This window comes from Piscinibacter sp. XHJ-5 (assembly GCF_029855045.1).
Taxonomy (GTDB): Bacteria; Pseudomonadota; Gammaproteobacteria; order Burkholderiales; family Burkholderiaceae_C; genus Albitalea.
Genome location: NZ_CP123228.1, coordinates 3,493,522 through 3,518,896 on the forward strand (window position 1 = coordinate 3,493,522; position 25,375 = coordinate 3,518,896).

Sequence of the window (25,375 nt, forward strand, 5' to 3'; positions counted from 1 at the left end):
CAAGGTGTATCGGCATGTTCGCGCCCTACGACACGGTATCGGCGGGCGCCTTAGGCGACTTGAGACCGATACCGACCAAGAAGGTTTCGGCTGATTTGTCCCGGGAGGCCTTCGGCTTGATCGGCTTGACGACGCGAAACCGCTCCTTGAACAGTTTCACGAGCTGGCTGTAGCCGCTGCCGTGAAAAACCTTGCACACCAGCGCGCCCTTTGGGGCGAGGTGGTTCTGCGCGAACTCGACGGCCAGTTCCACCAGGTGAGCGATACGCGCCGAGTCGGAGCTTTCCACCCCCGACAGGTTGGGCGCCATGTCGGAGATGACGACATCGACCGGACGCCCGGCTACCACGTGCTCGAGCCGACCGAGCACCTCGTCTTCGCGGAAGTCGCCCTGGATGAAGGTGACCCCTTCGATCGGCTCAAAGTCGAGGATGTCGAGCGCGATGATCGTTCCGTTGAGCTCGCCGGCGGCCGCACCGCCGGCGCCCGCATCCTTGGGGGCGAACCTGCGCCGCACGTACTGGCTCCATGCGCCCGGTGTCGCCCCCAGGTCGACCACGAGCTGCCCCGGCCGCAGAATCTTCAGCTCCTCGTCGATCTCCTTGAGCTTGTAGGCCGCGCGGGCGCGATAGCCCTCCTTCTGTGCCAGCTTCACGTATGGATCGGCGAGATGGTCGTGCAGCCAAGCCTTGTTGACCTTCTTGCTCTTCGTCTTGACTTTCATCCTGCGGGGATAATACGGGGATGCCTGCGATCCAACTCACCACCGCCCAGCGCAAGGACAAGCGCGCTGAAGCTCATCATCTGCACCCCGTGGTGATCATCGGCGGCGAAGGACTCACGCCGGCCGTCGTGAAGGAGACCGACGGGGCGCTGAACGCCCACGGCCTGATCAAGGTACGTGTGTTCTCCGACGATCGCGACACGCGCGACAGCATCCTCACCGCGCTGGCCGACCAGCTCAATGCCGCCCCCATCCAGCACATTGGCAAGCTGCTCGTGCTGTGGCGCCCCGTGCCGGAGAAGTCCAAAGCGGAACGCGAGGACCGCATGCCGGCGCCGAAGGTCGTCAAGATTCTCAAGTTCTCCAAGAGTGGAAACCACCGTCCCCAAATCAAGAAGGTCAAGGTGCTGGGCAATCAACGCATTGCCGCCGGCGGCAGCCTAAAACGCGCGAAACGGCGCACCACTAGCATCAAGAAGACAGCCGCCGACTGAAGCCGCTCACTGGGGCGCCAGCCGCCAGGCGAGCACGCTCACCAGCAGGGCCTTGAGCCCGTACAGCGACATCGACACACCGTGCAGGGTGGCGAATGACCAACTGCCCTGCCCCGCCCGCGCCGCAGCGAACATGGGCTGCAGCGCGAAGTAGCCGGCGACAGTGCACAACAGCGCACCCAGGGCCAGCAGCATGTCTGCGCTCAGCACCGATCCCGTGCCGGCCGCCGCCGCCGCCCTGGCCCTGCTGCGCAGCAGCAGAGCCAGCACCATCGACAGCGCGAGCGCCAGATAGGCTTCCTGCGCGAACATGCGCCCGGCGATGCGTCCCGCCATTTCGGAAGTCGCTACCGCGAAAGCCGCGGGAGCACCGACGAGGGCAATGGCCCACAGCAAGCCGGCCCAAAGCCCGGCCAGCCACGCCGCGCAACGCGCCCGCGTCATCAGACGTAGCGAACTTCGACGATCTCGTAGCTCTTGATGCCGCCGGGCGCCTGCACGTCCGCCACGTCGCCGGCTTCCTTGCCGATCAGCGCCCGAGCGATCGGCGAGCTGATCGAGATCAACCCCTGCTTCAGATCGGCTTCGTCATCGCCAACGATCTGGTAGGTGACCTGCGCGCCGGTCGACTCGTCCTCGAGGTCGACGGTAGAGCCGAACACGACCCTGCCGCCGGCGTCTAGCCCCGACGGATCGATGATCTGCGCGGCGGCAAGCTTGCCCTCGATCTCGTTGATCCGGCCCTCTATGAAGCCCTGCTTGTCCTTGGCGGCCTCGTACTCGGCGTTCTCCGACAGGTCGCCTTGCGCGCGCGCTTCGGCGATGGCCTGGATGACGGCGTGGCGCTCCACCGACTTCAGTCGTTGCAGCTCATCCTTGAGCTTTTCGGCGCCTCTTCTGGTGAGCGGAATGGTGGCCATGTGAAACCCTGAAGCAAAAATGAAGCCGCCGCCAGAAGCACCGGCGGCGGCCCTGTGAGCGATGTGTGGGCTGAGTTTAGTGCAACTCTGCAGCCAGTTGGGCGTGCAGTTCCTGCAGTGACATGACGACGAGGTCGGCCTGGTGCTTCATGCCTTCGACAGCCGCCTCGCACCCGGCCATGCTCGTGTAGTACGTCACGCGATGGGCCAGCGCCGCCTGGCGGATGTGCCGTGAATCCGCGATCGCGGTGCGGGTTTCGTCGACGGTGGTGAACACGAGCTGGATCTCGCCCGCCTTGACCATGTCGACGATGTGCGGGCGGCCATCCTTCACCTTGTTGACCGCCTTGACCGGCACGCCCCCTTCGGCGATGGCCGCGGCCGTTCCCTTGGTGGCCACCAGGCCGAAGCCCAATGCATGCAGGTCCCGCGCCACTTCAACGGCCCTCGCCTTGTCGCTGTTCTTCACGGTGATGCAGACCGTGCCCCGCGTGGGCAGGCGCGAGCCGGCGCCAAGCTGGCTCTTGAGCATTGCCTCGCCGAAGCTGCGGCCCGCTCCCATGACCTCGCCGGTGGAGCGCATCTCCGGCCCCAGGATGGGATCAACGCCGGGAAACTTGTTGAACGGGAAGACCGCTTCCTTGACGCTGAAGTACGGTGGAATGACTTCGCGCGGCGCAAGGCCATCGGCGCCCCTCTGCTGGGAAAGCTTCTGGCCGACCATGCAGCGCGCCGCGATCTTGGCCAGCGGCTGGCCGGTGGCCTTGGAAACGAACGGCACGGTGCGTGAAGCGCGAGGATTCACCTCCAGCACGTACACGACAGCCTTGTCGCCTTCGCCCTGTATGGCGAACTGCACGTTCATCAGGCCCTTGACCTTCAGCGCGCGCGCCATCAGCGTGGTCTGCCGGCGCAGCTCATCCTGCAGCGCCCGGCTCAGCGAATACGGTGGCAGCGAGCACGCCGAGTCGCCCGAGTGGATGCCGGCCTGCTCGACGTGCTCCATGATGCCGCCGATCATCACACCGTCGGCATGGTCGCTGCCGTCGGCGATGCAGTCGACGTCGACCTCGATGGCGTCGTCGAGGAAGCGGTCCAGCAGGACCGGCGACTTTTCGCTCACCTTGACCGCCTCGCGCATGTAGCGCTCGAGGTCCTTGTCCCCGTGCACGATCTCCATCGCACGCCCGCCCAGCACGTAGCTTGGCCGCACGACCAGTGGGTAGCCGATCTCCTGCGCGAGCTGTAGCGCTTGCTCTTCCGTGCGCGCGGTGCGATTGGGGGGCTGCTTCAGCCCCAGTTCGTGCAGCAGCTTCTGGAAGCGCTCGCGGTCCTCGGCGATGTCGATGCTGTCCGGCGAGGTGCCGACGATGGGAACGCCGGCACGCTCCAGGTCGAGCGCCAGCTTCAGCGGCGTCTGGCCGCCGTACTGCACGATCACGCCGGCCGGCCTCTCCTTGTCGACGATCTCGAGAACATCCTCGAGCGTCACCGGCTCGAAGTACAAGCGGTCGGAGGTGTCGTAGTCGGTGGACACCGTCTCGGGATTGCAGTTGACCATGATGGTCTCGTAACCGTCCTCGCGCATCGCGAGCGCGGCATGCACGCAGCAGTAGTCGAACTCGATGCCCTGACCGATGCGGTTCGGGCCGCCGCCGAGCACCATGATCTTCTTGCGGTCCGAGGGTTCGGCCTCGCACTCCTCATCGTAGGTGGAGTACATGTAGGCAGTCTGCGTCGCGAACTCCGCGGCGCAAGTGTCGACGCGCTTGTAGACGGGGCGAATGTTCAGCGCGTGGCGCCGAGCGCGCACCTCGTGCTGGTGGGTGCCCAGCAGCTTCGCGAGGCGCTTGTCGGAGAAGCCTTTCTGCTTCAGATAGCGCAGTTCGTCGGCCGACAGCGATGCCAGGCTGCGACCCGCGAGCTGCCGCTCGGTCTTCACGATGTCCTCGATCTGCGCAAGAAACCAGCGATCGATCGCCGTCTCCTCGAAGACATCGGCGAGCGTCATGCCGATGCGGAATGCGTCGGCGACGTACAGGATGCGCTCGGGACCGGGCTCGCCGATCTCCTGGACGATCTCTTCGCGATCGGTGCTGCGCTCGGTGAGGCCATCGATGCCTGTCTCCAGTCCGCGCAGCGCCTTCTGGAAGCTTTCCTGGAAGGTGCGGCCCATCGCCATCACCTCGCCCACCGACTTCATCTGCGTGGTCAGACGCGAATCGGCGGCCGGAAACTTCTCGAATGCGAAGCGCGGGATCTTGGTGACGACATAGTCGATGCTGGGCTCGAAGCTCGCCGGCGTCGCGCCGCCCGTGATGTCATTGCGCAGCTCGTCGAGGGTGTAGCCGACCGCGAGCTTGGCGGCCACTTTGGCGATCGGAAAGCCCGTGGCCTTCGATGCCAGCGCCGACGAGCGCGACACACGCGGGTTCATCTCGATGACGATCATCCGGCCGTTGCTCGGGTTGATCGAGAACTGCACGTTGGAACCGCCCGTGTCGACGCCGATTTCGCGCAGGATGGCGATGGAGGCGTCGCGCAGCAGCTGGTATTCCTTGTCCGAAAGCGTCTGGGCAGGCGCCACCGTGATGGAATCACCGGTGTGGACGCCCATCGGGTCGAGGTTCTCGATGGAGCACACGATGATGCAGTTGTCGGCCTTGTCGCGGACGACCTCCATCTCGTATTCCTTCCAGCCGATCAGCGACTCCTCGATCAGCAGTTCGTTGGTAGGCGACAGGTCCAGGCCGCGCTTGCAGATCTCTTCGAACTCTTCGGGGTTGTAGGCGATGCCGCCGCCGGTGCCGCCGAGCGTGAAGCTGGGGCGGATGACCATCGGGAAGCCAGTGCCGCCGATCTCGTGCGTGATGCGCTTTTGCACCGCCCACGCTTCTTCCATGGTGTGCGCAATGCCGCTCTTGGCCGAATGCAGGCCGATCCCCGTCATCGCGTCCTTGAACTTGAGACGGTCTTCCGCCTTCTCGATCGCGCGCTCGTTGGCACCGATCATCTCGACGCCGTACTTCGCCAGTACGCCGTGCTTGTGCAGGTCGAGCGCGCAGTTGAGCGCCGTCTGGCCGCCCATGGTCGGCAGCACGGCATCGGGACGCTCTTTCGCGATGATCTTCTCGACGACCTGCCAAGTGATCGGCTCGATGTAGGTGACATCGGCCATCTCGGGGTCGGTCATGATCGTCGCCGGATTGCTGTTGACGAGGATGACGCGGTAGCCCTCTTCGCGCAGCGCCTTGCACGCTTGTGCGCCGGAGTAGTCGAACTCGCACGCCTGGCCGATGATGATCGGGCCGGCGCCGATGATGAGGATGCTGTGCAGATCGGTGCGCTTGGGCATGTTTACTTCTTCTCCATCAGCGCGACGAAACGGTCGAACAGGTACGAGATGTCATGCGGTCCGGGTGAGGCCTCGGGATGTCCCTGGAAGCAGAAGGCGGGCTTGTCGGTGCGTGCCAATCCTTGCAGCGTGCCGTCGAACAGCGAGACGTGCGTGGCGCGCAGGTTGGACGGCAAGGTCTTCTCGTCGACCGCGAAGCCGTGGTTCTGGCTGGTGATGCTGACCCGCCCGGTGTCCAGGTCCTTCACCGGATGATTCGCGCCATGGTGGCCGAACTTCATCTTGAAAGTCTTCGCGCCCGAGGCAAGCGCCATGATCTGATGCCCCAGACAGATGCCGAACGTGGGGATGCCGGTATCGATCAGCTCACGCGTCGCCTTGATCGCGTAGTGGCAAGGCTCTGGGTCACCGGGTCCGTTGGACAGAAAGACGCCGTCGGGCTTGTGCTTGAGCACCTCGGCGGCCGGCGTCTGGGCCGGGACCACCGTGATCCTGCAGCCGCGGCTGGCCAGCATGCGCAGGATGTTGCGCTTGACGCCGTAGTCATAAGCGACCACGTGGTGACGCGGTGCGGCCTGGTGGCCGTAGCCGGGGCCGAGGGTCCACTCCGTCTCGGTCCACTCGTACGGCGCCTTCTCGCTGACCACCTTGGCGAGATCGAGGCCGGCCATGCTGGGCGCGGCCTTCGCCTTGGCGATCGCTTCGGCGACGAGCTGCCGCGTGATCTCGGCGCCCACCGGCAGCGTCAGTATGCAGCCGTTCTGCGCGCCGGAAGTGCGCAGAACGCGGGTGAGGCGTCGCGTATCGACATTGGAGATGGCGACCGTGCCTTCGCGCTTCAGATACTGCGCCAGCGTCATCGCCATGCGGAAGTTCGACTCGAGCACCGGCAAGTCCTTGACGATCAGGCCGGCGGCAAAGACCTTCTTCGCTTCGACGTCCTCATAGGCGACGCCGTAGTTGCCGATGTGCGGATACGTCAGCGTGACGATCTGCTGCGCGTAGCTGGGATCGGTGAGGATTTCCTGGTAGCCGGTCAGCGCGGTGTTGAACACCACTTCGCCGACGGTCTCGCCCGGAGCACCGATCGAGCAGCCCTTGAATACAGTTCCGTCTGCGAGTGCGAGCAGAGCGGGAGGCAGAACGGGCAGCAAGTGAAAACTCCATCGTTGCGCCCAGCGCTGCCTCGCGCTTGCCATCGACCCATTCATGGGTTGGGGATGGCAAATGCGGCTGAATCCGGTGGGGAAACTGCAGGAGGTCGCTTGGGGCGCGGTGTTTGCAGGTAAACCGTCGAAGTATATCCGATCCCGGTGTTTTCCCGCCCCTGCGCGCAGCCCGAGAACGCCCGGGCGTGGAGACTACAGGCCGAGCGCCGCTATGCCCGCCTTGGCGATCTGCGCATCCTCCGACGACTTCACGCCGCTCACGCCGACGGCACCGATGCATTGCCCCTCGACCATCACGGGCACGCCTCCCTCGAGCAGTCCTTCCGCGAGCGGAACGCTCAGGAACGAGGTCCGTCCCTGATTGATCATCTCCTCATACACGCGGCTCTCGCGCCGTCCCAGCGCTGCGGTCCGTGCCTTCGCCGGCGCGATGTGTGACGAAAGCGGCGAAGCATCATCCAGCCGCTGCAACCACAGCAGGTGTCCGCCATCATCGACGATCGCGATGCTCACAGCCCAGCCGTGGGCCGTGGCCTCCGCCTCGCTCGCCGACGCGATGCGCTTCAGGTCGTTCAGGGTGAGCATGGGCTTGTGGTTCATGATGGATCTCGGTGGGAAAGACGCGACTCTAGGCGGCGATCAGCGCCCCGGCCGTGAGTAAAGACGCGTAGCGGTCACGCACATCGACGCGACAGTTTCCCCGGCGGGACCCCCTGGAACTAGAATGAAAGCCGTGGGTCTGAGCCCACGTTCATATCAACCTGGAGGTCTCATGAACGAAAGCCTGCAAACCGTCTATGCCGGTGGTACGGGCGTCGCGTTGGAACAGCGCAACCGCGTGTTGCGAAACACCTACTGGCTGCTCGCGCTGTCGCTCGTGCCGACCGTTCTGGGCGCCTGGGTCGGCGTCAGCACCGGCGTGATGAACCTCATGGGCGCCGGGATGAGCGCCATCATCTTCCTGGCGGGTGCCTTCGGTTTCATCTTCGCGATCGAGAAGACGAAGAATTCCGCCGCCGGCGTGCCGGTGCTGCTGGCCTTCACATTCTTCATGGGCTTGATGCTGGCTCGGCTGCTGTCGGTCATCCTGGGCTTCCGCAATGGCCCGACGCTCATCATGACCGCCTTCGGCGGCACGGCTGGCGTGTTCTTCGCGATGGCTTCGCTGGCGACCATCATCAAGCGCGACCTGTCCGGGATGGGCAAGTTCCTGTTCATCGGCGCAGTGATGCTGCTGGTGGCCGGCATCATCAACATCTTCGTGCAGTCGAGCGCACTGATGTTGACCCTCTCGGTGATCGCGATCGGCCTGTTCTCCGCCTTCATGCTGTACGACATCAAGCGGGTCATCGACGGCGGCGAAACCAACTACATCAGCGCCACGCTGGCGATCTACCTCGACCTGTACAACGTGTTCCAGAGCCTGCTGGCCCTGCTGGGCTTCGCCGGCGGCGAGCGCGACTGAACCGGCTTTGCCGACATCCCGAAGGCCCCGCATCGCGGGGCTTTTTTTTCGCGGCTACGCGTGCTCGAAGACCGCAATGCTCTCGACGTGGGCTGTGTGCGGGAACATGTTGACAGCGCCGGCGGCGATGCAGCGGTAGCCCGCCTGATGGACCAGGAGTCCGGCATCGCGCGCCAGGGTCGCCGGATTGCAGCTCACGTAGACGATGCGCTTCGGCGGCACGTACCCCGACGGCGATGACGCATCGGCATGCAGATCGGCCAGCGCCTTTGCCAGGGCGAAGGCGCCTTCGCGGGGCGGATCGACCAACCATTTGTCGGCATACCCGTAGCCCGCGATTTCTGCGGGCGTGATCTCGAACAGGTTGCGCGCCAGAAAACTCGTCTTGCCGGCCAGGCCATTCAGCGCGGCGTTCTCGCGCGAGCGCGCGACCAACGCATCGCTGCCTTCCAATCCCAGGGCCTCGCGCGCACGGGTGGCGATCGGCAGAGTGAAGTTGCCCAAGCCGCAGAACCAGTCGATCACCCGCTCGTCGGGTTGGATCTCCAGCAATCGCATGGCACGGCCCACCAGCACCTGGTTGATCTGGTGATTGACCTGCGTGAAGTCGGTTGGCTTGAACGGCATGGTGATGCCGAACTCAGGGAGTGTGTAGTTCAAGGTCGGTCCGCCGTGCTCCATCGGATGCGCCGAGTCGGGTCCCTTGGGCTGCAGCCACCACTGGATGCCGTGGTCGGCGGCGAATGCGCGCAAGCGCTGCAGATCCGCTGTGCTCAACGGTTCGAGATGCCGCAACACCAGCGCCGTGATCTGCGAGCCGACCGCGACCTCGATCTGCGGCAGGCGCTCGCGCTGGTCCATGCCTTCGATCAGCGTCGCCAGCGGCACGAGCATCTGGCTCAGATGCGGCGGCAACACCTCGCAACTGTCCATGTCGGCCACGTAGCTCGACTTGCGCTCGTGGAATCCGACCAGCACCTTGTCCTTCTTCCGCACGTAGCGCACCGACAGGCGCGCGCGATAGCGGTAGCCCCAGGAGGGCCCCGCGATCGCCTGCAGGAGGCGCTCGGGCCTGACCTTGCCGAGGTGCCACAAGCCGTCTTCGAGGGCCCGCTGCTTGGTCGCAACCTGGGCACCGATCTCGAAGTGCTGCAGCTTGCATCCGCCGCAGATGCCGAAGTGCCGGCAGCGCGGTGTCACGCGCTGCGAGCTCTCGCGCCGCAACGCGGTCATCGATGCTTGCTCCCAGTTGTTCTTGCGCCGATGAACCTGCACCTGGACCTGCTCGCCCGGCAGTGCGCCCTCAATGAATACCACCTTTCCTTCGGCATCGTGAGCCACGCCCTGCCCTTCGAGATCGAGCGACTCGATCTGCAACCACTCGTTGTTCGCAGTCATGGGCCGAATTATCCGGCCGTGTTTCACGCCCTCGCTGCGCAGCCGGGCGTCATACTGGCGGCAATGTCTCCAGCCGACCCGTCGCCGCTGCCTTTTCAGCCGCGCAAGCTGCTGCTGTTCTCCGGTCACATGACCGATGCGCCCGCCCGAGCGCGTCAGCGATTCCCGGTCGATGTGGTGTCGGCCGCCGCCGATCGCATCGCTTCGACGTTGGATGCATTGCACGTCGGCGGGTCGGACATCGCGTTGACCCAGGGCGCGGCCGGCGGCGACCAGTTGTTCGTCGAGGCCTGCCAGGCGCGACAGGTTCCGGTGCTGCTCCTGCAGCCGCTGCCAGAGGAAGATTTCATCGCCGCGTCGATCGCACCTTCAGCCGATAGCGACCAGTGGCGGCGCCGCTATCTGGCGGCGCGGTCGTCCCTGGCGTGGCCGCCGCGCACCATGCCTGCCAGCGCAGACGACCCGTTCGAGGCCTGCACGCAGTGGCTGCTTCGGACCGCGCTGGCAAGCGGAGCCGATGAACTGCATCTGATCGCCCTGTGGAACGGTGAACCGGGCGATGGTCCCGGAGGCACCGCCCACATGGTCGAAGAGCTGCGCCGTCGCGGCGGGCGGGTGAGCTGGATCGATACGCGCACGCTGTAGCGAATCAGGCCGGCTCCGAACGCCAGGCCGCGAGGTATTCGCTCCAATGAGGTTCGGTGATGCCGGCGAGCGTCTCGCGCACAAGCCCCACTTCGCGCTCGTACTCCTGCTCGGTGAAGCCGCCGCGCATCTTCTGGAACCGGCAGTACAGCAGGTAGGTGTTCATCACGTCGGTCTCGCAGTAGCGACGGATGTCTTCGAGCTTGCCGTCGAGGAAGGCCTGGTACACGGCGGAGCCGTCCATTCCCAGCTTGCCTGGAAAGCCGCACAGCTTGGCCATGGCGTCGAGCGGCGCGCTCGCACGCGGCTGGTACATGGACAGCAGGTCCATCAGGTCGAGGTGGCGCAGGTGATAGCGGCCGATGTAGTTGTTGAACTTGAACTCGCGGTCGTCCTCGCCGAGGTCCCAGTACTTGTTGGCCAAGACACCATGGCGCAAACCGCGGTAGTGCAGCACCGGCAGATCGAAACCGCCGCCGTTCCAGCTCACGAGCTGCGGCACATGCCGCTCCACCGTACCGAAGAAGGTCTGAATGAGCTTGCCTTCCTGGCTCTTGCCGTCCGAGGCGCGGTCGACGAACGAGTGAACCCGCAAACCTTCGGCGTTGCGAAAGACACATGAGATGACGAGCACGCGCTGCAGGTACAGCGGCATGAAATCACTGCGCCCGGCCTCGCGCCGCTCGGCCATCTCGAGCGCATAGACCTCGGCATCGGGGACGGACGCATCGATGCCGCGCAGCGTGCGCAGGCCGTCGATGTCAGGGATGGATTCGATGTCGAAGACGAGAACGGGCCAGGCGGACATTCGGCCTCAGAAGATGGAGTCGCGGTCGACACCGTTGCGAATCATTCGGCGCTTGAGCTTGAGCAGCGCTTCCTGCTGGATCTGCCGGATGCGCTCGCGCGTCAGGCCGAGCCGCTCGGCCAGCACCTCCAGCGTCTCGGGCTCGCGGTCGCGCAGGCCGTAGCGGCCAGCCAGCACTTCGCGCTCGCGCTCATTCAGCTCGTCGAGGCCGTTGTTGAGCAGCTGCTCCACTTCGTTGGACAAGGTGAGACTCATCGGGTCGGTGGCGCCGTCGTCGGCGACGCTGTCGAGCATCGACTCGGCGTTGTTGTCGGCTGGATAGCGTTCCAGCGGCGCGTCGAGCGACGTGGGCAGCTCGGAAAAGCGCAGCAGGTCGCTCACTTCCTGCACCGGGCGGCCGACTGCCGCGGCGACGTCCTCCACGCGCACGGGTTTGTCGGGGGCGCCGTTGCGGCCGGACTCGGCTTCCAGCGCGCGGCGCGCCTTCAGCACCTGATTGAGCTCGCGCACCACGTGGACCGGAAGTCGCACCAGGCGCGCCTGGTGCATGATCGCGCGCTCGATGTTCTGGCGAATCCACCAGGACGCATAGGTCGAGAACCGGAAGCCGCGCTCCGGCTCGAACTTGCTGATCGAGTGCATCAGGCCGAGATTGCCTTCTTCGATCAGGTCGGTCATCGGAAGGCCGCGTCCGAGGTAGTTCTTTGCGATGCTCACCACCAGCCGCAGGTTGTGCTCGATCATCGCCTGGCGGGCCTGGAAGTCGCCCATGCGCGCGCGCGTGGCGGTGTCGTATTCCTCCTGCGGCGTCAGCAGCGGCGCACGGCGGATCTCGCGCAGATAGGTCTGCAGGGTGTTGCCGATCTCGCCCTCACCCGCGGCCAGCTCGGGCGTGATGGCGCCGTCGCTACCCGAGGCGGCCATCGCTTCCGCGGCCTCGGCGTCCATGCCGTTGGGCAGAACGATATCGATCATCGGAGCACCGTCACCGCGGTCCGGGTGAGGCTGCACCGCGCCGCCGAGCTGCTCATGACCGTGCCCGTTAGGGGGTGTGCGCCGCTTGGTCATGCTGGCTCCGATAGCGACAGGCATCAGCTGCGCATCAACGTGGCGGCAGCAGTTTGGCCGGGTCGATGGGCTTGCCCAGCTTGCGGATTTCGAAATGGAGCTGCACCCGCTCGGCGTCGGTGGAACCCATCTCGGCGATTTTCTGTCCGCGGCGCACGGCCTGATCCTCCTTCACGAGCAGCGTCTGATTGTGCGCGTAAGCGGTGAGGTAGGTGTTGTTGTGCTTGAGGATGACAAGGTTGCCGTAGCCACGCAGGCCCGAACCGGCATAGACGACCCGCCCGTCAGCGGCGGCGTAAACCGGGTCACCGGATTTGCCGGTGATCGCCAGCCCCTTGCTGCGCGCATCGTCGAACACGCTGGCGACCGGCCCGTTGGCGGGCCACATCCAGTTGATGTCGTCGTCGCCCTCTCGGCTGGTGGCGGTGGAAGCCGCCGGCGCTGGCGCCGGGGCTGGCGCTGGCGCCGGCGTGGCCGCAGGCACGCCGGACGCCGGGCCACTGGCAGCCGACGCCGCACCGAGTGGCCGCGTCTCGACCTTGGCGGTGCTTACCGGCTTCGTTCCAGCCGCATTAGGGTCGACCCCGGGGGGGACAACGCGTATCACCTGGCCGACCTCGATGACGTTGGGGTTCTCGAGGTTGTTCCACTTGACCAGGTCCTTCCAGTTCTGACCGTTCTCCAGACCGATGCGAATCAGCGTGTCGCCCGGCTTGATCGTGTAGAACCCGACCTTGCCCGCGTTCTCGGCGCCGGGCTTGGGCGGTTCAACCTTGTTGGGATCCACCGGCGCCGGAACGACGTCGGCGACCGGGGGGGCCTGGCTTGCAGCGGGCGCGCGGGCGCCGGCGGACCGGTCTACCACCGGTGCGTGGTTCTTCGACGTCGCGCAGCCCGCGAGCAGCAACACCGTGGCCGCGACGGCGGCACACAGTCGTGTGTCTATCGAGCTTGTCATCGTCGTCGTCATCGAATGCGTCATCCCCTTGTGCGAGCCTACCGAACGAGGCCCGATCTTAACGGCACGAATTGCACCACCTCGTGCACGCTTCGCTCGCATCCGCGCTCGGTGCGATCGACCACCACCAGCACCTGTCGTCCGGCTTCGTCGCGCAGCGGCGCGACCAGCCGACCGCCCACCGCGAGCTGATCGATCCACGCGGGCGGCATGGCATCGCCACCGGCCGCGGCGATGATGCCGTCGTAGGGCGCGTTCGGGGGATGACCCAGCATGCCGTCGCCATAGATGAGCCTCGCGTTGGTGATGCGCAGCGGGGCCATCAGCTCGCGGGCCTTGTCGTGCAGGGGCTTGATGCGCTCCACCGAGAACACCTGCCTTGCCAGGCGTGCCAGCACCGCCGCCTGGTAGCCACACCCGGTGCCGATCTCGAGCACACGAACAACCTGGCCCGCTCGCGCGTTGGCGCCGCCCATCAGCAACTCGATCATGCGCGCCACCACCGACGGCTTGGAGATGGTTTGCCCGTGCCCGATGGGCAGGCTGGTGTCCTCGTACGCCTGGGTCACCAGTGCTCCATCGACGAATCGATGGCGCGGCACTTCGGCGATCGCCGCCAGCACGGCTTCGTGGCGCAGGCCTTCGGCGCGCAGGCGCTGGACCATGCGGAAACGCACGCCGGCAGAGTCGAGGCCGAGCCCCGTGGGCGCCGCGTGCCGCGCGGCCACCGACGCGGCATGCTGCAAAGGCTGCTGCGGACGCAGCACGGCGCGCGGCCCCGCTGCGGGCAGCGGCTGAACCAGCGGCGCTGCGCTTTCCGGTGCCCTGACCAAGGTCTTCTTGGGCGTCGCCATCTGGTCCAGTCGCAGTGGAAACTTGGGCGCGCCGCGCCCCGCCTGCGTCATTCGCGGCCCCGCTGCGAGAGCCAGCCCTGCCAGTCGGGCACGGCGGCGTGGTCGGTGAGATCGACCTGCAGCGGCGTGACCGACACCTTGCCGTTGGCGGTGGCATGGAAGTCCGTCCCCTCGCCCGCCTCGCGCGCATCGCCCGCGGCACCGATCCAATACATCGTCTCGCCGCGCGGGCTGATCTGGCGGATCACCGGCTCGCTGGCATGACGGCGCCCGAGGCGCGTGATCGCGTGCGGCAGGCGGTCGGCGTCCGCTCGATTGGGAATGTTCACGTTCAACAAGAAGGGCGAGCGCGCCGGCGTCTGCCTCAGCACCCGCTCGATCACGTCGCGCGCGACACGCGAGGCGACGTCGAGATGCGACCAGCCCTTCTGGATCTGCGAGAAGGCGATCGCCGGAATGCCGAACAGGAAGCCTTCCATCGCGGCGGCCACCGTGCCCGAATAGAGCGTGTCATCGCCCATGTTTGCGCCCTGGTTGATGCCCGAGACGACGAGGTCAGGTCGCTGTTCCAGCAGTCCGGTGAGGGCGACGTGGACGCAGTCAGACGGCGTCCCGTTGATGTAGCGCACGCCGTTGGCAGCGGTGTAGACCGACAGCGGCCGGTTGAGCGTCAGCGAGTTGGACGTGCCGCTCGCGTTCTGTTCGGGAGCAACGATGTCCAGCTCGCCGAGACCCTCGCAGGCCCGCACCAGGGCGGCCAGACCGGGCGCAAGATAGCCGTCGTCATTGGCGATGAGGATACGCATCCGGCGATTGTAGGGAGTCGTCACCTGCGTGACTGGATGCAGCAACGGCGCTGCGTATCATCCGCCGCCCAACCGAGGAGAGACGCCATGCACGCCTGGATCTGCGACGACCCGATCGGCCCGCAAGCACTGTCGTGGAAGGAGCTGCCAACCCCTGAGCCGAAGCCTGGCGAGGTGCGGGTGGCGATCCGCGCGGCCAGCCTCAACTTTCCTGATCTGCTCATCGTGCAGAACAAGTACCAGATGAAGCCGCCGCTGCCGTTCGTGCCCGGCTCGGAGTACGCCGGAACGGTCGACGCCGTGGGGCAAGGCGTCGCGCACCTGAAGCAGGGCGACGCGGTCGCCGCGTTCGGCGGCATGGGCGGTTTCGCCACGCACGCGTGTGTTGATGCAAAGCTGGTGATGCAGCTGCCTTCGGGCTTCGCCTTCGACGATGCGGCAGCCTTCATCTGCACTTACGGCACCACGCATCACGCCCTGCTCGACCGCGCCGAGCTCAAGGCCGGCGAGACCGTGCTGGTGCTCGGCGCGGCCGGCGGCGTCGGGACTGCCGCAATCCAGATCGCGAAGGCAGCCGGCGCTCGTGTCATCGCCGCGGCGTCCAGCGACGACAAGTGCAAGCTCTGCCGCGAACTCGGCGCCGATGATGCCGTCAACTACGCGAGCTCGAACATCCGCGACGAGCTCAAGGCTCTCACCGGCGGCAAGGGACCCGACATCGTCTACGACCCGGTCGGCGGCGACCTCACCGAGCCGGTTTTCCGCTCCATCGCATGGCGCGGCCGCTACCTCGTCATCGGCTTCGCGCAAGGCACCATTCCCTCGCTGCCTCTGAACCTCGCCTTGCTGAAGGGTGCGTCGGTGGTCGGTGTGTTCTGGGGCGAGTTCGCGCGCCGCGAACCGCAACGCAATGCGAGGGCGCTGGGGGAGCTTGCCACCTGGTACGCCCAGGGACGCATCAAGCCGGTCATCGATCAGAAGCTACCGATGCCGCAGTTGCAGGCGGCTTTCGAGCGCATGGGAAGCCGCCAGGTCCGAGGCAAGCTGGTGATGGTCAACCACTGACTCCCGCTGACCCGGTCGCCTGCCGCAGGCGGCGCATCGATAATCCGTGCCTCGCCGCAAGCCGTGGCGTGGGGAGACAGCTGCGTGCGCCGTCTGTTGCTGAAGTTGCCTCTCTTTGCCGTAGTTCCATGGCGGGCCGCCGATGCGCAGGCGGCACCCCTGCTGTTCGCAGTCATCACCACCACGACGGTCGACGAGACACGTGTCGCCTGGGAACCGTTCTTCGCGGAACTGCGCAGCGCCACGGGGCTGGAGGTGCAGGGCTTCTACGCCCCGTCGTACGCGGCCGCGGTCGAGGCGCTGGTCACCAACCGCGCGCAGCTCGCCTGGCTGTCGAGCAAGGCGGCGCTCGATTGCATCGAGCGCGCCAATGTCGAGGTGTTCGCCCAGCTCGTCGATTCGACAGGCTTGCCGGGTTACCGCGCCATCGTCATCGCGCGACGCGACGCGCCGGTGTCGTCCCTCGACCAGCTCCTGTCGAAACCGAAGGTCTACGGCTTCGCGATGGGAGAGCTGTCGTCAACGTCGGGACACGCTATGCCGTCGTACGCGCTTTTCGTTCCGCGCGGCATTCGGCCCGAGGAGCACTTCGTTCCCTTCATCCGTGGCAATCACGCGCAGACGCTCGATGCCGTCCTGCGCGGACAAGTGCACGCCGGCACCTACAACACCGAGGAGCTGTCGCGGCTGAAGGCCAACCACCCTGCCAAGGCCGCGGCGCTGCGCGTGCTGTGGGAGTCGGCGCTGATCCCCAAAGACCCGCTGCTCTGGCGCAAGGACCTGCCCCTGTCGATTCGCACCAAGCTGTCGGCATTTCTGTTCGGCTACGGCAAGACCGCCGGCGAGAAGGCACGACTCAAGCAGATGTTCGACCTGGCCGGCTTCCGACCGTCGACCAATCAGCAGCTGAAGTTCGTGCTCGAGATCGAGGACTTCAAACAGCGGTCTGAAGTGCTGCTCGACCCGCGTCTGTCCGAGGCCCAGAAGAGCGAGAAACTAGGGGACCTCCGCGACCGCTACAACCGCCTCGCCAGGGCGCTGCAAAGCACGTCCACACTACCCCCCTAGAACGCAGGCTGCTACGATCACTGTCTTCTCACGACACTGTGCCAACCATGGCAGTCAAGGTCCTGATCGTCGAAGACAACCCGGTCGCGCGAAGCTTTCTTTGCCGGGTCGTCCGCGAGAGTTTTTCCGACACCATCGTCATCACCGAGGCCGGTGATCTCGAGTCGGCGCGCCGTCATATCGCCACCCAGAGCGGCCAGAGCGCACTCACCCCGAACGACCCGTTCAAGCTGATCCTCGTCGACCTCGAGCTGCCCGATGGCAACGGCATGGAGCTGCTGGCGGAGCTGGCCCGCTATCCCGCCACGAAGATCGTCACCACGCTCTATTCCGACGACGACCATCTCTTCCCCGCGCTGCAATGCGGCGCCGACGGCTACCTGCTGAAGGAAGACCGTTTCGAGGTGCTCGTCGAGGAACTTCAGAAGATCGTTCGCGGGCAGCCGCCGTTGTCTCCGGCCATCGCGCGCCGCCTGCTCACGCATTTCCGCCACGGCGCCGCCGGCGAGACCAGCGCGGCGCCGCTGCCCTCCGCGTTCCAGAGCAGCCGCCCCATGCCGCTGGGCAAGGGCGCGCCGCTCGACCACGAGCGCCTCACGCCGCGCGAGAGCGAGGTGCTCACCTACCTCAGCAAGGGCTTCACGATCAAGGAGATCGCCAGCCTAATGGGGATCAAGTGGTTCACCGTGAACGACCACATCAAGTCGATCTACAAGAAGCTGAACGTCTCGAGCCGCGCCGAGGCGGCGGTGCTGGCGAGCAAGCAGGGCCTGGTCTGATTCAGGCCGCCTGAGGCGCCAGGAGGAGCGACATGGCCGTCACAGGGTCGAGCCTCCCATCCGGTGACTCGCCTTTGCGCGACAAGGACGCGCACACCAGCCAGGTCCCCTACACCGGCGGTGAATCGTCCTTCGATTCCGCGCTCCTCGACCGCAACTTCATGCACGAGAGCTCGCTCTCGCGCTGGATGGGGTGGCGCCTGCGCCTGCTGGTGGGCACGGCGCTGCTCGGTTGCATGGGCTTGTTCTTCCTGGCGCGCTGGCTCGGCGACCCACCGCACATCGAGGCGACCTGGCGTTCCAATCCGCAGGGTCTGTTGGAGCTTGCAGCCACCACCGACCCGCAGCTCAAGCCGCACGTCGGCCGCGCGTTGATCGGCATCTTCGGCGGCGACGTTTCGGTGGCGGTGGCCAACGTGCTCACGCTGCAGCGCTCATCGCGCTGGCTCATCGACGACGACCATCGCGACCATCACCGGGCCACGCACGAGCAGATCTCCTCGGCGCTGTCGCAGCAGAGCGTCAAGCTTGTCTTCTCCGACGGCAACATCGTCGAGATGCAGCTCCAGCGCCGCGGCTTCGCAGGCCTGGGCGGCATGTTCTGGCTGCTCAGCGCGTTCGCTCTCGTGCTCTATCTCGTCGCGATGGTGGTGCTGCTTGCCAGGCCCAATGGGCTGAACCTGCTGTACGCGGTGATGGCCTTGTGCCAGACGGGCAACCTCGTCTTCATCGCTGTCGAATCGACGCTGGAGCTTGCCCTGCCTGCGCCCTTCCCGCGCCTGGACATGCCGCTTCGCATGGCCTTCGACCTGGTGACCGCGGCAGCCGTCATCAACGCGATCTGCCTGCACCCCCGACGGCTGCCCGGCGCGGGCTGGATCGCCGTGGCCGCGTGGGCCTTCGTCGGCTCTCTTGTCCTGCTGATGTGGCAACGTCTGCTGCCCGAGGCCTGGTGGTGGACGCAGCTCGGCGTGTCGGGCATGGGACTGCTGATGATCGGCCTGCTCACCTGGTCGTATCGCATCGAGCCGCATCCCTTCGCCGTGGTCCTGCGGCGTTTCTGCGTCGTCGCGATGAGCACCTGGATCCTGCTCACCATCGCGCTGGCCGCGGCCACCAAGGCGCCCGGCGTGCAGCACAACATCGCGTCGATCGGCTCGATGATCTGGTACGTGTTCCTGGCCTCGCTGCTGCTGCTGGTGCCTTTCCTGTCGAAGTCGCAGCAGATCATGCGGGAGTTCTCTCTTCTCGCGGCCATCAGCACGGTGGCCACCTCGCTCGACCTGCTGTTCGTCGCGGTCTTCTCGTTCGGACAGTTCGCTTCGCTGACCTTGTCGCTGTTCCTGTCCCTCGGCGTGTATGCGGGCGCCCGTCAATGGATCCTCAACCAGCTGCTCGGCAGCAGCATGCTGACCACGGAGCGCATGTTCGAGCAGCTGTACCGGATCGCGCGCGAGGTGGAGGCGCACCCGGAGCGCACGCCGGCCCTGCTGTCGCGGCTGCTGCGCGAGCTGTTCGAGCCGATGGAAGTCCTGGTCATCGACAAGCGCAGCAGCTCCACGCGCATCGTGGCCGACGGCTCGGCCATCATCCTTCCCGTGCCTGAACTGAGCAGCGACGCGGCGACCGAGGATGGGCTTGCAGACCGCTCCATCGTCCTTCGCTTCGCGCATCGCGGCCGTCGGCTCTTCACCTCGGAGGACGCGCGCCTCGCCGATCGCATCGTCGAGCAGCTCGGCCGCGCCGTCGCCTTCGACAAGGCGGTGGAGCAAGGTCGCAGCGAAGAGCGGGCGCGGATCGCGCAGGACCTTCACGACGACATCGGCGCGCGGCTGCTGACACTGATGTACAAGGCACATTCTCCCGAGATGGAAGAGTATGTGCGGCATACGCTGCAGGACCTGAAGACCTTGACGCGCGGTCTGGCCGCTTCCAATCACCGGCTGTCGCATGCCGCAGCCGAATGGAAAGCCGATCTGACGCAGCGGCTCACCGCCGCGCATGTGGAGCTGGGTTGGACCTTCACCTTCGACGAGGACATCCTCCTCAGCGTGGTGCAGTGGTCCGCCCTCACGCGCGTGCTGCGCGAGCTGGTCAGCAACATCATCTCGCACGCCCAGGCGCGACGCGTCGACATCGACTTCAGCCTCGAGAACGATCGGCTCGACCTGTCGGTGTTCGATGACGGTCTCGGCCGCAACCCTCGCGCCTGGTCGCACGGACTCGGCCTGGGCGGCGTGCGCAAACGGGTCAAGCAGCTCGGCGGCGAAGTGGAGTGGCGCGAGCTGTCCCCGCATGGCATCGGCTGCCGCGTGATCATCCGCGAGTTCTCCGCCCGCCATTGACCCACCGGGCACGACGGTTGCCTCGTCCGGCCTGTTCCTGCACGGCTGTCGGCTTCGGGCACCCCGATCGCCAGCTGCGGGCAGGCGTGCGTGGAGAAATGACATGCGGGATGTCTATCGCAAGTCGTGCCTGGTCACCGGTGGAGCCGGATTCCTGGGGTCGCATCTGTGCGAGCAACTACTGGAGTGCGGCCACGAGGTGCTTTGCGTCGACAACTTCTTCACCGGCAGCAAGCGCAACATCGAGCACATGCTGCACCACCCGCGCTTCGAGCTGATGCGGCACGACGTCACCTTCCCGCTGTACGTCGAGGTCGACGAGATCTACAACCTCGCCTGCCCGGCATCGCCGATCCACTACCAGCACGATCCCGTGCAGACCACCAAGACCAGCGTGCATGGTGCGATCAACATGCTGGGGCTGGCGAAGCGGCTCCATGCCAAGATCCTGCAGGCATCCACCAGCGAGGTGTACGGCGATCCGACGGTGCATCCGCAGACCGAGGACTACTGGGGACACGTGAACCCGGCGGGCCTGCGGGCGTGCTACGACGAAGGCAAGCGTTGCGCCGAGACGCTGTTCTTCGACTATCACCGCCAGCACCGGCTGCGCGTCAAGGTGATGCGCATCTTCAACACCTACGGCCCGCGCATGCATCCCAACGACGGCCGCGTCGTCTCCAACTTCATCGTGCAGGCGCTGCGCGGCGACGAGATCACGCTCTACGGGGACGGCCTGCAGACCCGCTCGTTCTGCTACGTGGACGACCTCATCGACGGCATGCTCAAGCTGATGGACACGTCCGACGAGGTCATCGGTCCGGTCAACGTCGGCAATCCCGTCGAATGCACGATCCGCGACCTGGCGGAACGAATCGTCCAGCTGACCGGGTCGCGCTCGCCCATCGTGTACCGGCCATTGCCCAGCGACGACCCGATGCAGCGGTGCCCCGACATCACGCGCGCCCGCGAGTGGCTCAAGTGGGAGCCCAAGGTGCCGCTGGAGCAGGGCCTGCTGAGCACCATCCGCTATTTCGACCGGCTGCTGAGCCAGCGCAGCTGAGACACCAAGAAAAACGGCCCGCGTGGATGCGCGGGCCGTTGATTCGAAAGGTGATCTTGGGGTGGCTGATGGGACTCGAACCCACGACGACAGGAATCACAATCCTGGACTCTACCAACTGAGCTACAGCCACCGCAGAGCCCCGCATTATAGGGTCAGAGGCGACACCTCTAGCGCGCGGGGGCGCTGGCGGCGTCGGGCGCGAACGCCCTGTCCTTCACGTTGGCCTTCAGGCGGGATTTGAGGGCGGCGTAATAGGCCTGCGTCTCCGCGTCGCCCCAGGCTTGTGCGTACTGCGATTGCGCCTGCTTGGTGTCGGCCGCAATCGGGTCGCGGCCGAGGACCTTGGTGATGCGCGCAACGGCATAGCCGGCGTCGCCGAGGTCCACGCCGAATACCGCCGGCAGCTTGCCGGTGTCGGCACGCAGGACCGCATCGACGACCGGGCGCGGCACATCCTTGGCCGTCGCCCGCGACACCGGCTGCGCCGCCCCTGGCAGGGCCGCCTGCGGATCCTTCTTCAGCTCGGCCAAACGCGCTTCGCCTTCCTTGCGCGCGAGCGCAGCGGCCTGCTGCGCCGCGACGCGTTCGCGGACCTTGTCCTTGACCTCGGACAGCGGCAGGGTGTGCGCCGGCGAATACTGGACGACGCGCCCGGACACCAGCTGGTTCGGCGCGGTTTCCACGGCATCGGTGTTCCGCTTGTTGCGGATGGTGTCGGCCGCGAACAGCGCTTCGAGAAACTTCGGGTTCGCCAGCGGGCCGGTCGCACCGGGCGCCGGCGTGCGCTTCACGTCCTGCGCCGTCTTGATCTCGAGCTTGAACCTGTCGGCTGCCGGCTTGAGGCTCTCGGCCTGTTCGTAGACCATGTTGGTGAAATCGACCGCGTCCTTCGAGAACTTTTCCTGCGCCAGCTGCTTGCGACGCTCGGCCTCGATCTCGGGGCGCACCTGCTCGTAGCTTTTCTTGTCGCCGCCGCGCGCGCCGGTGACCTGGATGATGTGGTAGCCGAAATCGCTCTCGACCACGTCGCTCATCTGGCCGGGCTTCAGCGCGAACGCCGCATCCTCGAAAGGCTTCACCATTGCGCCGCGACCGAAGAAGTCGAGGTCGCCGCCGCGTTCGGCGGAGCCGGGGTCTTCGGAGTTCTTCTTCGCGGCTTCAGCGAAGCCGGCGGGGTTCTTCTTCAACTCGGCGAGCAGCGCCTCCGCCTTCGCCTTGGCCTTGGCACGGGCATCGGCCGGCGCACCCTTCTCCGCCTTGACGAGAATGTGGCTGGCACGCCTTTCTTCCGGCGTGCTGTAGCGCGCCTCGTTTTGCGCGTAGTACTTCTTCAGGTCGTCTTCGACCACCGTGACGCTGCTCTTCAGCGACTCGACGTCCAGCACCACGTATTCCACCTTTGCCTGCTCGGGGGCCTGGAATTGCGCGGCGTTGGCGGGATCCTTGTAGTACTTCTCGATGTCGGCGTCGCTGGGCGCTGCTTTCGCAAGGTAGTCCTTGGCGTCGAAGCGCTGCACCTGCACTTCGCGCTGCTGGAAGAAGGCGTCCAGCGCGGCGCCGGTGGCGCTCTCGGGCGCGAACTGGGTGCCGCTGACACCCTGCATGACCTGCCGCAGCGTGAGGTCGCGCCGCAGCCGCTGCTCGAACATCGGCACCGAAAGGCCCTGCGCCGCCAGGAAGTCCTTGTTCACGCTGCCGTCCGGGTTGCGCAGCGGCGCGAACTGCGGGTCGCTCTTGAACAGGCGGTCGAGGCGGTCGTCGGTGGTCGTGAGGTTCAGCTTCTCGGCGGCCGCGAGCATCACGCGCTCGCGCAGCAGCATGTCGAGCGACTGCTGCCGCATCATCGGAGAGTCGAGCAGCTTCGCGTCCACGCCCGGCATCTGCCGGCGCACGCGCTCCACCTGATCGCGATGAGCCGCATCCCACTCGGCGCGGGTGATGTCGCGACCAGCGACCTCCGCGACGGCAGCATTGCCGCCTTCGGTGAAGCGGCTGTAACCCTGAATGCCGAAGAAGACGAACGACGGAAAGATCAGCAGCACCAGGATGAACTGGAACAGGCGGGTGTGGGTGCGGACGAAGTCAAACATCGAAAGCCTCGACGAAGAGCGGGAAGATCAACAGCCACGATGGTGGCGGAGCAAAGCGACCGCTGCAAACGCAACAAAGGCGAACCGAGGTTCGCCTTTGTTGTCGCCATTGTTGGGTAACGGGCTTGCCGGGATTCTAGCCGACCGGGGCCGTCCGCACGGGGTGGCAAGCGCGCTGTGCCTGGTGGGTGCTGAGGGGATCGAACCCCCGACCTACGCCTTGTAAGGGCGCCGCTCTGCCAGCTGAGCTAAGCACCCGAAATCCTGTTCAGTTGACTGCGTCCTTGAGAGCCTTGCCGGGGCGGAACTTCGGCACCTTTGCCGCCTTGATCTTGATCGTCGCGCCGGTCCGCGGATTGCGACCGCTGCGCGCAGCACGCTTGCTGACGCTGAAGGTGCCGAAGCCCACCAGCGATACGCTGTTGTTCTTCTTCAGCGTCGTCTTCACGCCGCCGATGACCGCCTCCAGCGCGCGAGTCGCCGCCGCTTTGGAGATATCGGCCTGCTTGGCGATGTGCTCGATCAATTCCGATTTGTTCACGAAGGTACCCCCTCTCAAGGTGTCTCACAAGGAATTCGGGATGGTGATTTGGGCCGCGTGATGATGGCGCCACGGCTCGATTCATTACAGCCGTGCGATACCCCAGTGTCAAGCGCGGAAGCGGATTCTATGCGTAATGACCAGCGTCAATGGAGGTGCGCGCGAGCGTGCTTGCACGCTTGACAACACAAGGGCCGGTGCTAGTTGACGCGCTGTGACGCGATGCTGCAATCGCACCGGTCGTGGCGATCAGCGCCCTCTTTCGTCAGCCGGATGTCAGCCGCCCGGATCACGCACGACGAGCGCAACGCCGATCGCGGTGAGTGCCATGCCGAGCATCATCAAGCCGCTCAACGATTCGCCGAAGATCGCCCACGCCATCACCGCCGTGCAAGGTGGAACCAGGTAGAGCAGGCTGGTGACCTGCGTCGCCGCACCACGCTGGATCAGCAGGTAGAGCAGCGAGCTGCCGCCCAAGGTGAGCGCGAACACCGACCAGGCCATGGCGCCGATGAACGCCGGATGCCAGTCGATCGCCTCCTGCTCCAGCAACGCCAGCGGCAGACTGACCACGAGTGCCGCGGCAAGCTGCACCGTGCTGGCGGCACGAACGTCGCAAGGAGCCACGTGCCGCTTCTGATACAGCGTGCCGGTGGTGATCGAGAGCAACGCAAGCAGCGCCAGCCCCAGATTGAGCGGCGTGATTTCGCCTGCGCCGAGCTTGCGCCAGACCACCAGCACCAGGCCGCCGAATCCGAGCAGCAAGCCGATCCATTGCACGGGCGTCACGGCGTGGTGCTTGCTGTCACGCGACGTCGTCGTGAGCCAGATGGCGGTCAGCACCGGCTGCAACCCGACCAGCAGCGCCACCGTGCCCGCGCCGATGCCTGCCTTGACGGCAGCCCACACGCCGCCCAGATACCCCGCGTGCATCAGAACGCCGGCCACGGCGAGATGCATCCACTGCGACCGATCACGCGGCCAGGCCACGCGCGCCAGCGCCACCCAGGCGCCGAAGCACAGCACCGACAGCGCATAGCGAATCGTCAAGAACTTGAACGGCGGAGAGTGCGGCATGCCGAACCGCGCGACGATGAAGCCGGTGCTCCAGATGAGCACGAACACCCACGGCATGGCGCGCAGCAGCGCGCCGCGGACAGCAGTCGCCACTAGCGGGCCTTCGCGCGGATCTCTGGCAGCGCCTTCTGCAGGTAGTAGATCATCGACCAGATGGTCAGCACGGCCGCGATCCAGATCAGCATCGTGCCCCAGAGCCGGGTGTCGATCAGCCCGAACAGGCGGCCATCGAACAGCAGGAACGGGATCGCGATCATCTGCACCGTCGTCTTGATCTTGCCGAGCATGTGCACGGCGACGCTGCGCGATGCGCCGATCTGCGCCATCCATTCGCGCAGCGCCGAGATCGCGATCTCGCGCCCGATGATCACCAGCGCGGCGAAGGCATGCAGCCGCTGCAGGTGGACCAGCACCAGCAGCGCAGCACAGACGAGGAACTTGTCGGCGACCGGATCCAGGAAGGCGCCGAAGGACGAGGTCATGTTCAGCCGTCGGGCCAGGTAGCCGTCGGCCCAGTCGGTGATCGCGACAACGATGAAGAGCACCGTGGCTGTGATGTTGCGTGTGCTCTCGTGGACGCCGTCGAGGTAGAACACGCCGACGATCAGCGGAATCGAGACGATCCGCGCCCAGGTCAGCAGGGTCGGCAGATTGAAAAACATGCCGGCATTGTGCCCAAG

General features: G+C 65.9%; 24 protein-coding genes and 2 tRNA genes. 8 read left to right on the plus strand and 18 right to left on the minus strand.

Annotated elements, in window-relative coordinates; all coding sequences use genetic code 11:
• Window positions 1-25: 25 nt before the first annotated feature.
• The gene (locus tag P7V53_RS16460; protein ID WP_280150484.1) at window positions 26-724 is read right to left on the minus strand and encodes an RlmE family RNA methyltransferase; all 699 of its coding nucleotides are present in this window, start codon (window positions 722-724) and stop codon (window positions 26-28) included.
• Between the two features lie 20 nt (window positions 725-744).
• Here P7V53_RS16460 and P7V53_RS16465 point away from each other — a divergent pair, with 20 nt between their 5' ends.
• A complete protein-coding gene (locus P7V53_RS16465) occupies window positions 745-1,218 on the plus strand; it encodes a YhbY family RNA-binding protein (protein WP_280150485.1) in 474 nt (157 codons plus the stop codon).
• Between the two features lie 6 nt (window positions 1,219-1,224).
• Here the strand turns inward: P7V53_RS16465 and P7V53_RS16470 are convergent, their stop codons facing one another.
• The 5 genes from P7V53_RS16470 to P7V53_RS16490 form a co-directional block, all read right to left on the minus strand.
• Window positions 1,225-1,662 carry a DUF4149 domain-containing protein gene (locus P7V53_RS16470; protein ID WP_280150486.1) on the minus strand — a complete coding sequence of 146 codons (438 nt, stop codon included), beginning with the start codon at window positions 1,660-1,662 and terminating at the stop codon, window positions 1,225-1,227.
• The gene (gene greA / locus P7V53_RS16475) at window positions 1,662-2,138 is read right to left on the minus strand and encodes a transcription elongation factor GreA (protein WP_280150487.1); all 477 of its coding nucleotides are present in this window, start codon (window positions 2,136-2,138) and stop codon (window positions 1,662-1,664) included. The genes P7V53_RS16470 and greA overlap by 1 nt, the downstream gene beginning before the upstream one ends.
• Before the next feature lie 76 nt (window positions 2,139-2,214).
• Entirely contained in the window at window positions 2,215-5,493 is a 3,279-nt protein-coding gene (gene carB, locus P7V53_RS16480) for a carbamoyl-phosphate synthase large subunit (RefSeq protein ID WP_280150488.1), read from the minus strand.
• 2 nt (window positions 5,494-5,495) lie between these two features.
• Window positions 5,496-6,647, minus strand: a complete 1,152-nt coding sequence (carA, locus tag P7V53_RS16485) for a glutamine-hydrolyzing carbamoyl-phosphate synthase small subunit (RefSeq protein WP_280150489.1) — start codon at window positions 6,645-6,647, stop codon at window positions 5,496-5,498.
• 207 nt (window positions 6,648-6,854) lie between these two features.
• Complete coding sequence (locus tag P7V53_RS16490) at window positions 6,855-7,262, minus strand: heme-binding protein (RefSeq protein ID WP_280150490.1); 408 nt, start codon at window positions 7,260-7,262, stop codon at window positions 6,855-6,857.
• Between the two features lie 172 nt (window positions 7,263-7,434).
• On the opposite strand from P7V53_RS16490, the gene P7V53_RS16495 reads away from it, so the two are divergent.
• Complete coding sequence (locus tag P7V53_RS16495) at window positions 7,435-8,127, plus strand: Bax inhibitor-1/YccA family protein (protein ID WP_280150491.1); 693 nt, start codon at window positions 7,435-7,437, stop codon at window positions 8,125-8,127.
• A gap of 54 nt (window positions 8,128-8,181) precedes the next feature.
• On the opposite strand, the gene rlmD is transcribed toward P7V53_RS16495, so the two are convergent.
• Window positions 8,182-9,525, minus strand: coding sequence for a 23S rRNA (uracil(1939)-C(5))-methyltransferase RlmD (rlmD, locus tag P7V53_RS16500; RefSeq protein ID WP_280156534.1), 1,344 nt, complete (start codon window positions 9,523-9,525; stop codon window positions 8,182-8,184).
• 63 nt (window positions 9,526-9,588) lie between these two features.
• On the opposite strand from rlmD, the gene P7V53_RS16505 reads away from it, so the two are divergent.
• Complete coding sequence (locus P7V53_RS16505) at window positions 9,589-10,170, plus strand: hypothetical protein (RefSeq protein WP_280150492.1); 582 nt, start codon at window positions 9,589-9,591, stop codon at window positions 10,168-10,170.
• Between the two features lie 4 nt (window positions 10,171-10,174).
• Here the strand turns inward: P7V53_RS16505 and P7V53_RS16510 are convergent, their stop codons facing one another.
• From P7V53_RS16510 to surE, 5 genes are read right to left on the minus strand one after another with little or no spacing between them, the layout of a single operon-like run.
• Complete coding sequence (locus P7V53_RS16510; protein WP_280150493.1) at window positions 10,175-10,978, minus strand: 3'-5' exonuclease; 804 nt, start codon at window positions 10,976-10,978, stop codon at window positions 10,175-10,177.
• A gap of 6 nt (window positions 10,979-10,984) precedes the next feature.
• Window positions 10,985-12,046 (minus strand): RNA polymerase sigma factor RpoS, encoded by a 1,062-nt coding sequence (rpoS, locus tag P7V53_RS16515; protein WP_280150494.1) that lies wholly within the window; start codon window positions 12,044-12,046, stop codon window positions 10,985-10,987.
• A gap of 34 nt (window positions 12,047-12,080) precedes the next feature.
• The gene (locus P7V53_RS16520) at window positions 12,081-13,004 is read right to left on the minus strand and encodes a peptidoglycan DD-metalloendopeptidase family protein (protein WP_280156535.1); all 924 of its coding nucleotides are present in this window, start codon (window positions 13,002-13,004) and stop codon (window positions 12,081-12,083) included.
• 38 nt (window positions 13,005-13,042) lie between these two features.
• A complete protein-coding gene (locus P7V53_RS16525; RefSeq protein ID WP_280150495.1) occupies window positions 13,043-13,858 on the minus strand; it encodes a protein-L-isoaspartate(D-aspartate) O-methyltransferase in 816 nt (271 codons plus the stop codon).
• A gap of 47 nt (window positions 13,859-13,905) precedes the next feature.
• Window positions 13,906-14,664, minus strand: a complete 759-nt coding sequence (surE, locus tag P7V53_RS16530; RefSeq protein ID WP_280150496.1) for a 5'/3'-nucleotidase SurE — start codon at window positions 14,662-14,664, stop codon at window positions 13,906-13,908.
• An 87-nt stretch (window positions 14,665-14,751) separates the two neighbouring features.
• Here surE and P7V53_RS16535 point away from each other — a divergent pair, with 87 nt between their 5' ends.
• The 5 genes from P7V53_RS16535 to P7V53_RS16555 all read left to right on the plus strand — a co-directional run bounded on the left by P7V53_RS16535 (window position 14,752) and on the right by P7V53_RS16555 (window position 20,984).
• Window positions 14,752-15,729, plus strand: coding sequence for an NADPH:quinone oxidoreductase family protein (locus P7V53_RS16535; protein ID WP_280150497.1), 978 nt, complete (start codon window positions 14,752-14,754; stop codon window positions 15,727-15,729).
• An 84-nt stretch (window positions 15,730-15,813) separates the two neighbouring features.
• Window positions 15,814-16,797: a phosphate/phosphite/phosphonate ABC transporter substrate-binding protein gene (phnD, locus tag P7V53_RS16540; RefSeq protein ID WP_280150499.1), complete on the plus strand. Its 984-nt coding sequence runs from the start codon at window positions 15,814-15,816 to the stop codon at window positions 16,795-16,797.
• Between the two features lie 47 nt (window positions 16,798-16,844).
• On the plus strand, window positions 16,845-17,576 hold the full coding sequence (locus P7V53_RS16545; RefSeq protein ID WP_280150501.1) for a response regulator transcription factor: 732 nt from the start codon (window positions 16,845-16,847) through the stop codon (window positions 17,574-17,576).
• Between the two features lie 32 nt (window positions 17,577-17,608).
• Window positions 17,609-19,921, plus strand: a complete 2,313-nt coding sequence (locus P7V53_RS16550; protein ID WP_280150503.1) for an ATP-binding protein — start codon at window positions 17,609-17,611, stop codon at window positions 19,919-19,921.
• Between the two features lie 103 nt (window positions 19,922-20,024).
• Window positions 20,025-20,984, plus strand: coding sequence for an SDR family oxidoreductase (locus tag P7V53_RS16555; protein WP_280150504.1), 960 nt, complete (start codon window positions 20,025-20,027; stop codon window positions 20,982-20,984).
• A 57-nt stretch (window positions 20,985-21,041) separates the two neighbouring features.
• Here P7V53_RS16555 and P7V53_RS16560 read toward each other — a convergent pair.
• The 6 genes from P7V53_RS16560 to pgsA all read right to left on the minus strand — a co-directional run bounded on the left by P7V53_RS16560 (window position 21,042) and on the right by pgsA (window position 25,357).
• Window positions 21,042-21,117 (minus strand) — tRNA-His (locus tag P7V53_RS16560).
• A gap of 37 nt (window positions 21,118-21,154) precedes the next feature.
• Window positions 21,155-23,077: a SurA N-terminal domain-containing protein gene (locus P7V53_RS16565; RefSeq protein ID WP_280150506.1), complete on the minus strand. Its 1,923-nt coding sequence runs from the start codon at window positions 23,075-23,077 to the stop codon at window positions 21,155-21,157.
• Window positions 23,078-23,259: 182 nt separating this feature from the next.
• Window positions 23,260-23,335: transfer RNA gene (locus tag P7V53_RS16570), tRNA-Val, on the minus strand.
• Between the two features lie 10 nt (window positions 23,336-23,345).
• A complete protein-coding gene (locus P7V53_RS16575) occupies window positions 23,346-23,618 on the minus strand; it encodes an HU family DNA-binding protein (protein WP_124542875.1) in 273 nt (90 codons plus the stop codon).
• 276 nt (window positions 23,619-23,894) lie between these two features.
• A complete protein-coding gene (locus P7V53_RS16580) occupies window positions 23,895-24,752 on the minus strand; it encodes a DMT family transporter (RefSeq protein ID WP_280156536.1) in 858 nt (285 codons plus the stop codon).
• A gap of 35 nt (window positions 24,753-24,787) precedes the next feature.
• Entirely contained in the window at window positions 24,788-25,357 is a 570-nt protein-coding gene (pgsA, locus tag P7V53_RS16585) for a CDP-diacylglycerol--glycerol-3-phosphate 3-phosphatidyltransferase (RefSeq protein WP_280150509.1), read from the minus strand.
• Window positions 25,358-25,375: the final 18 nt, after the last annotated feature.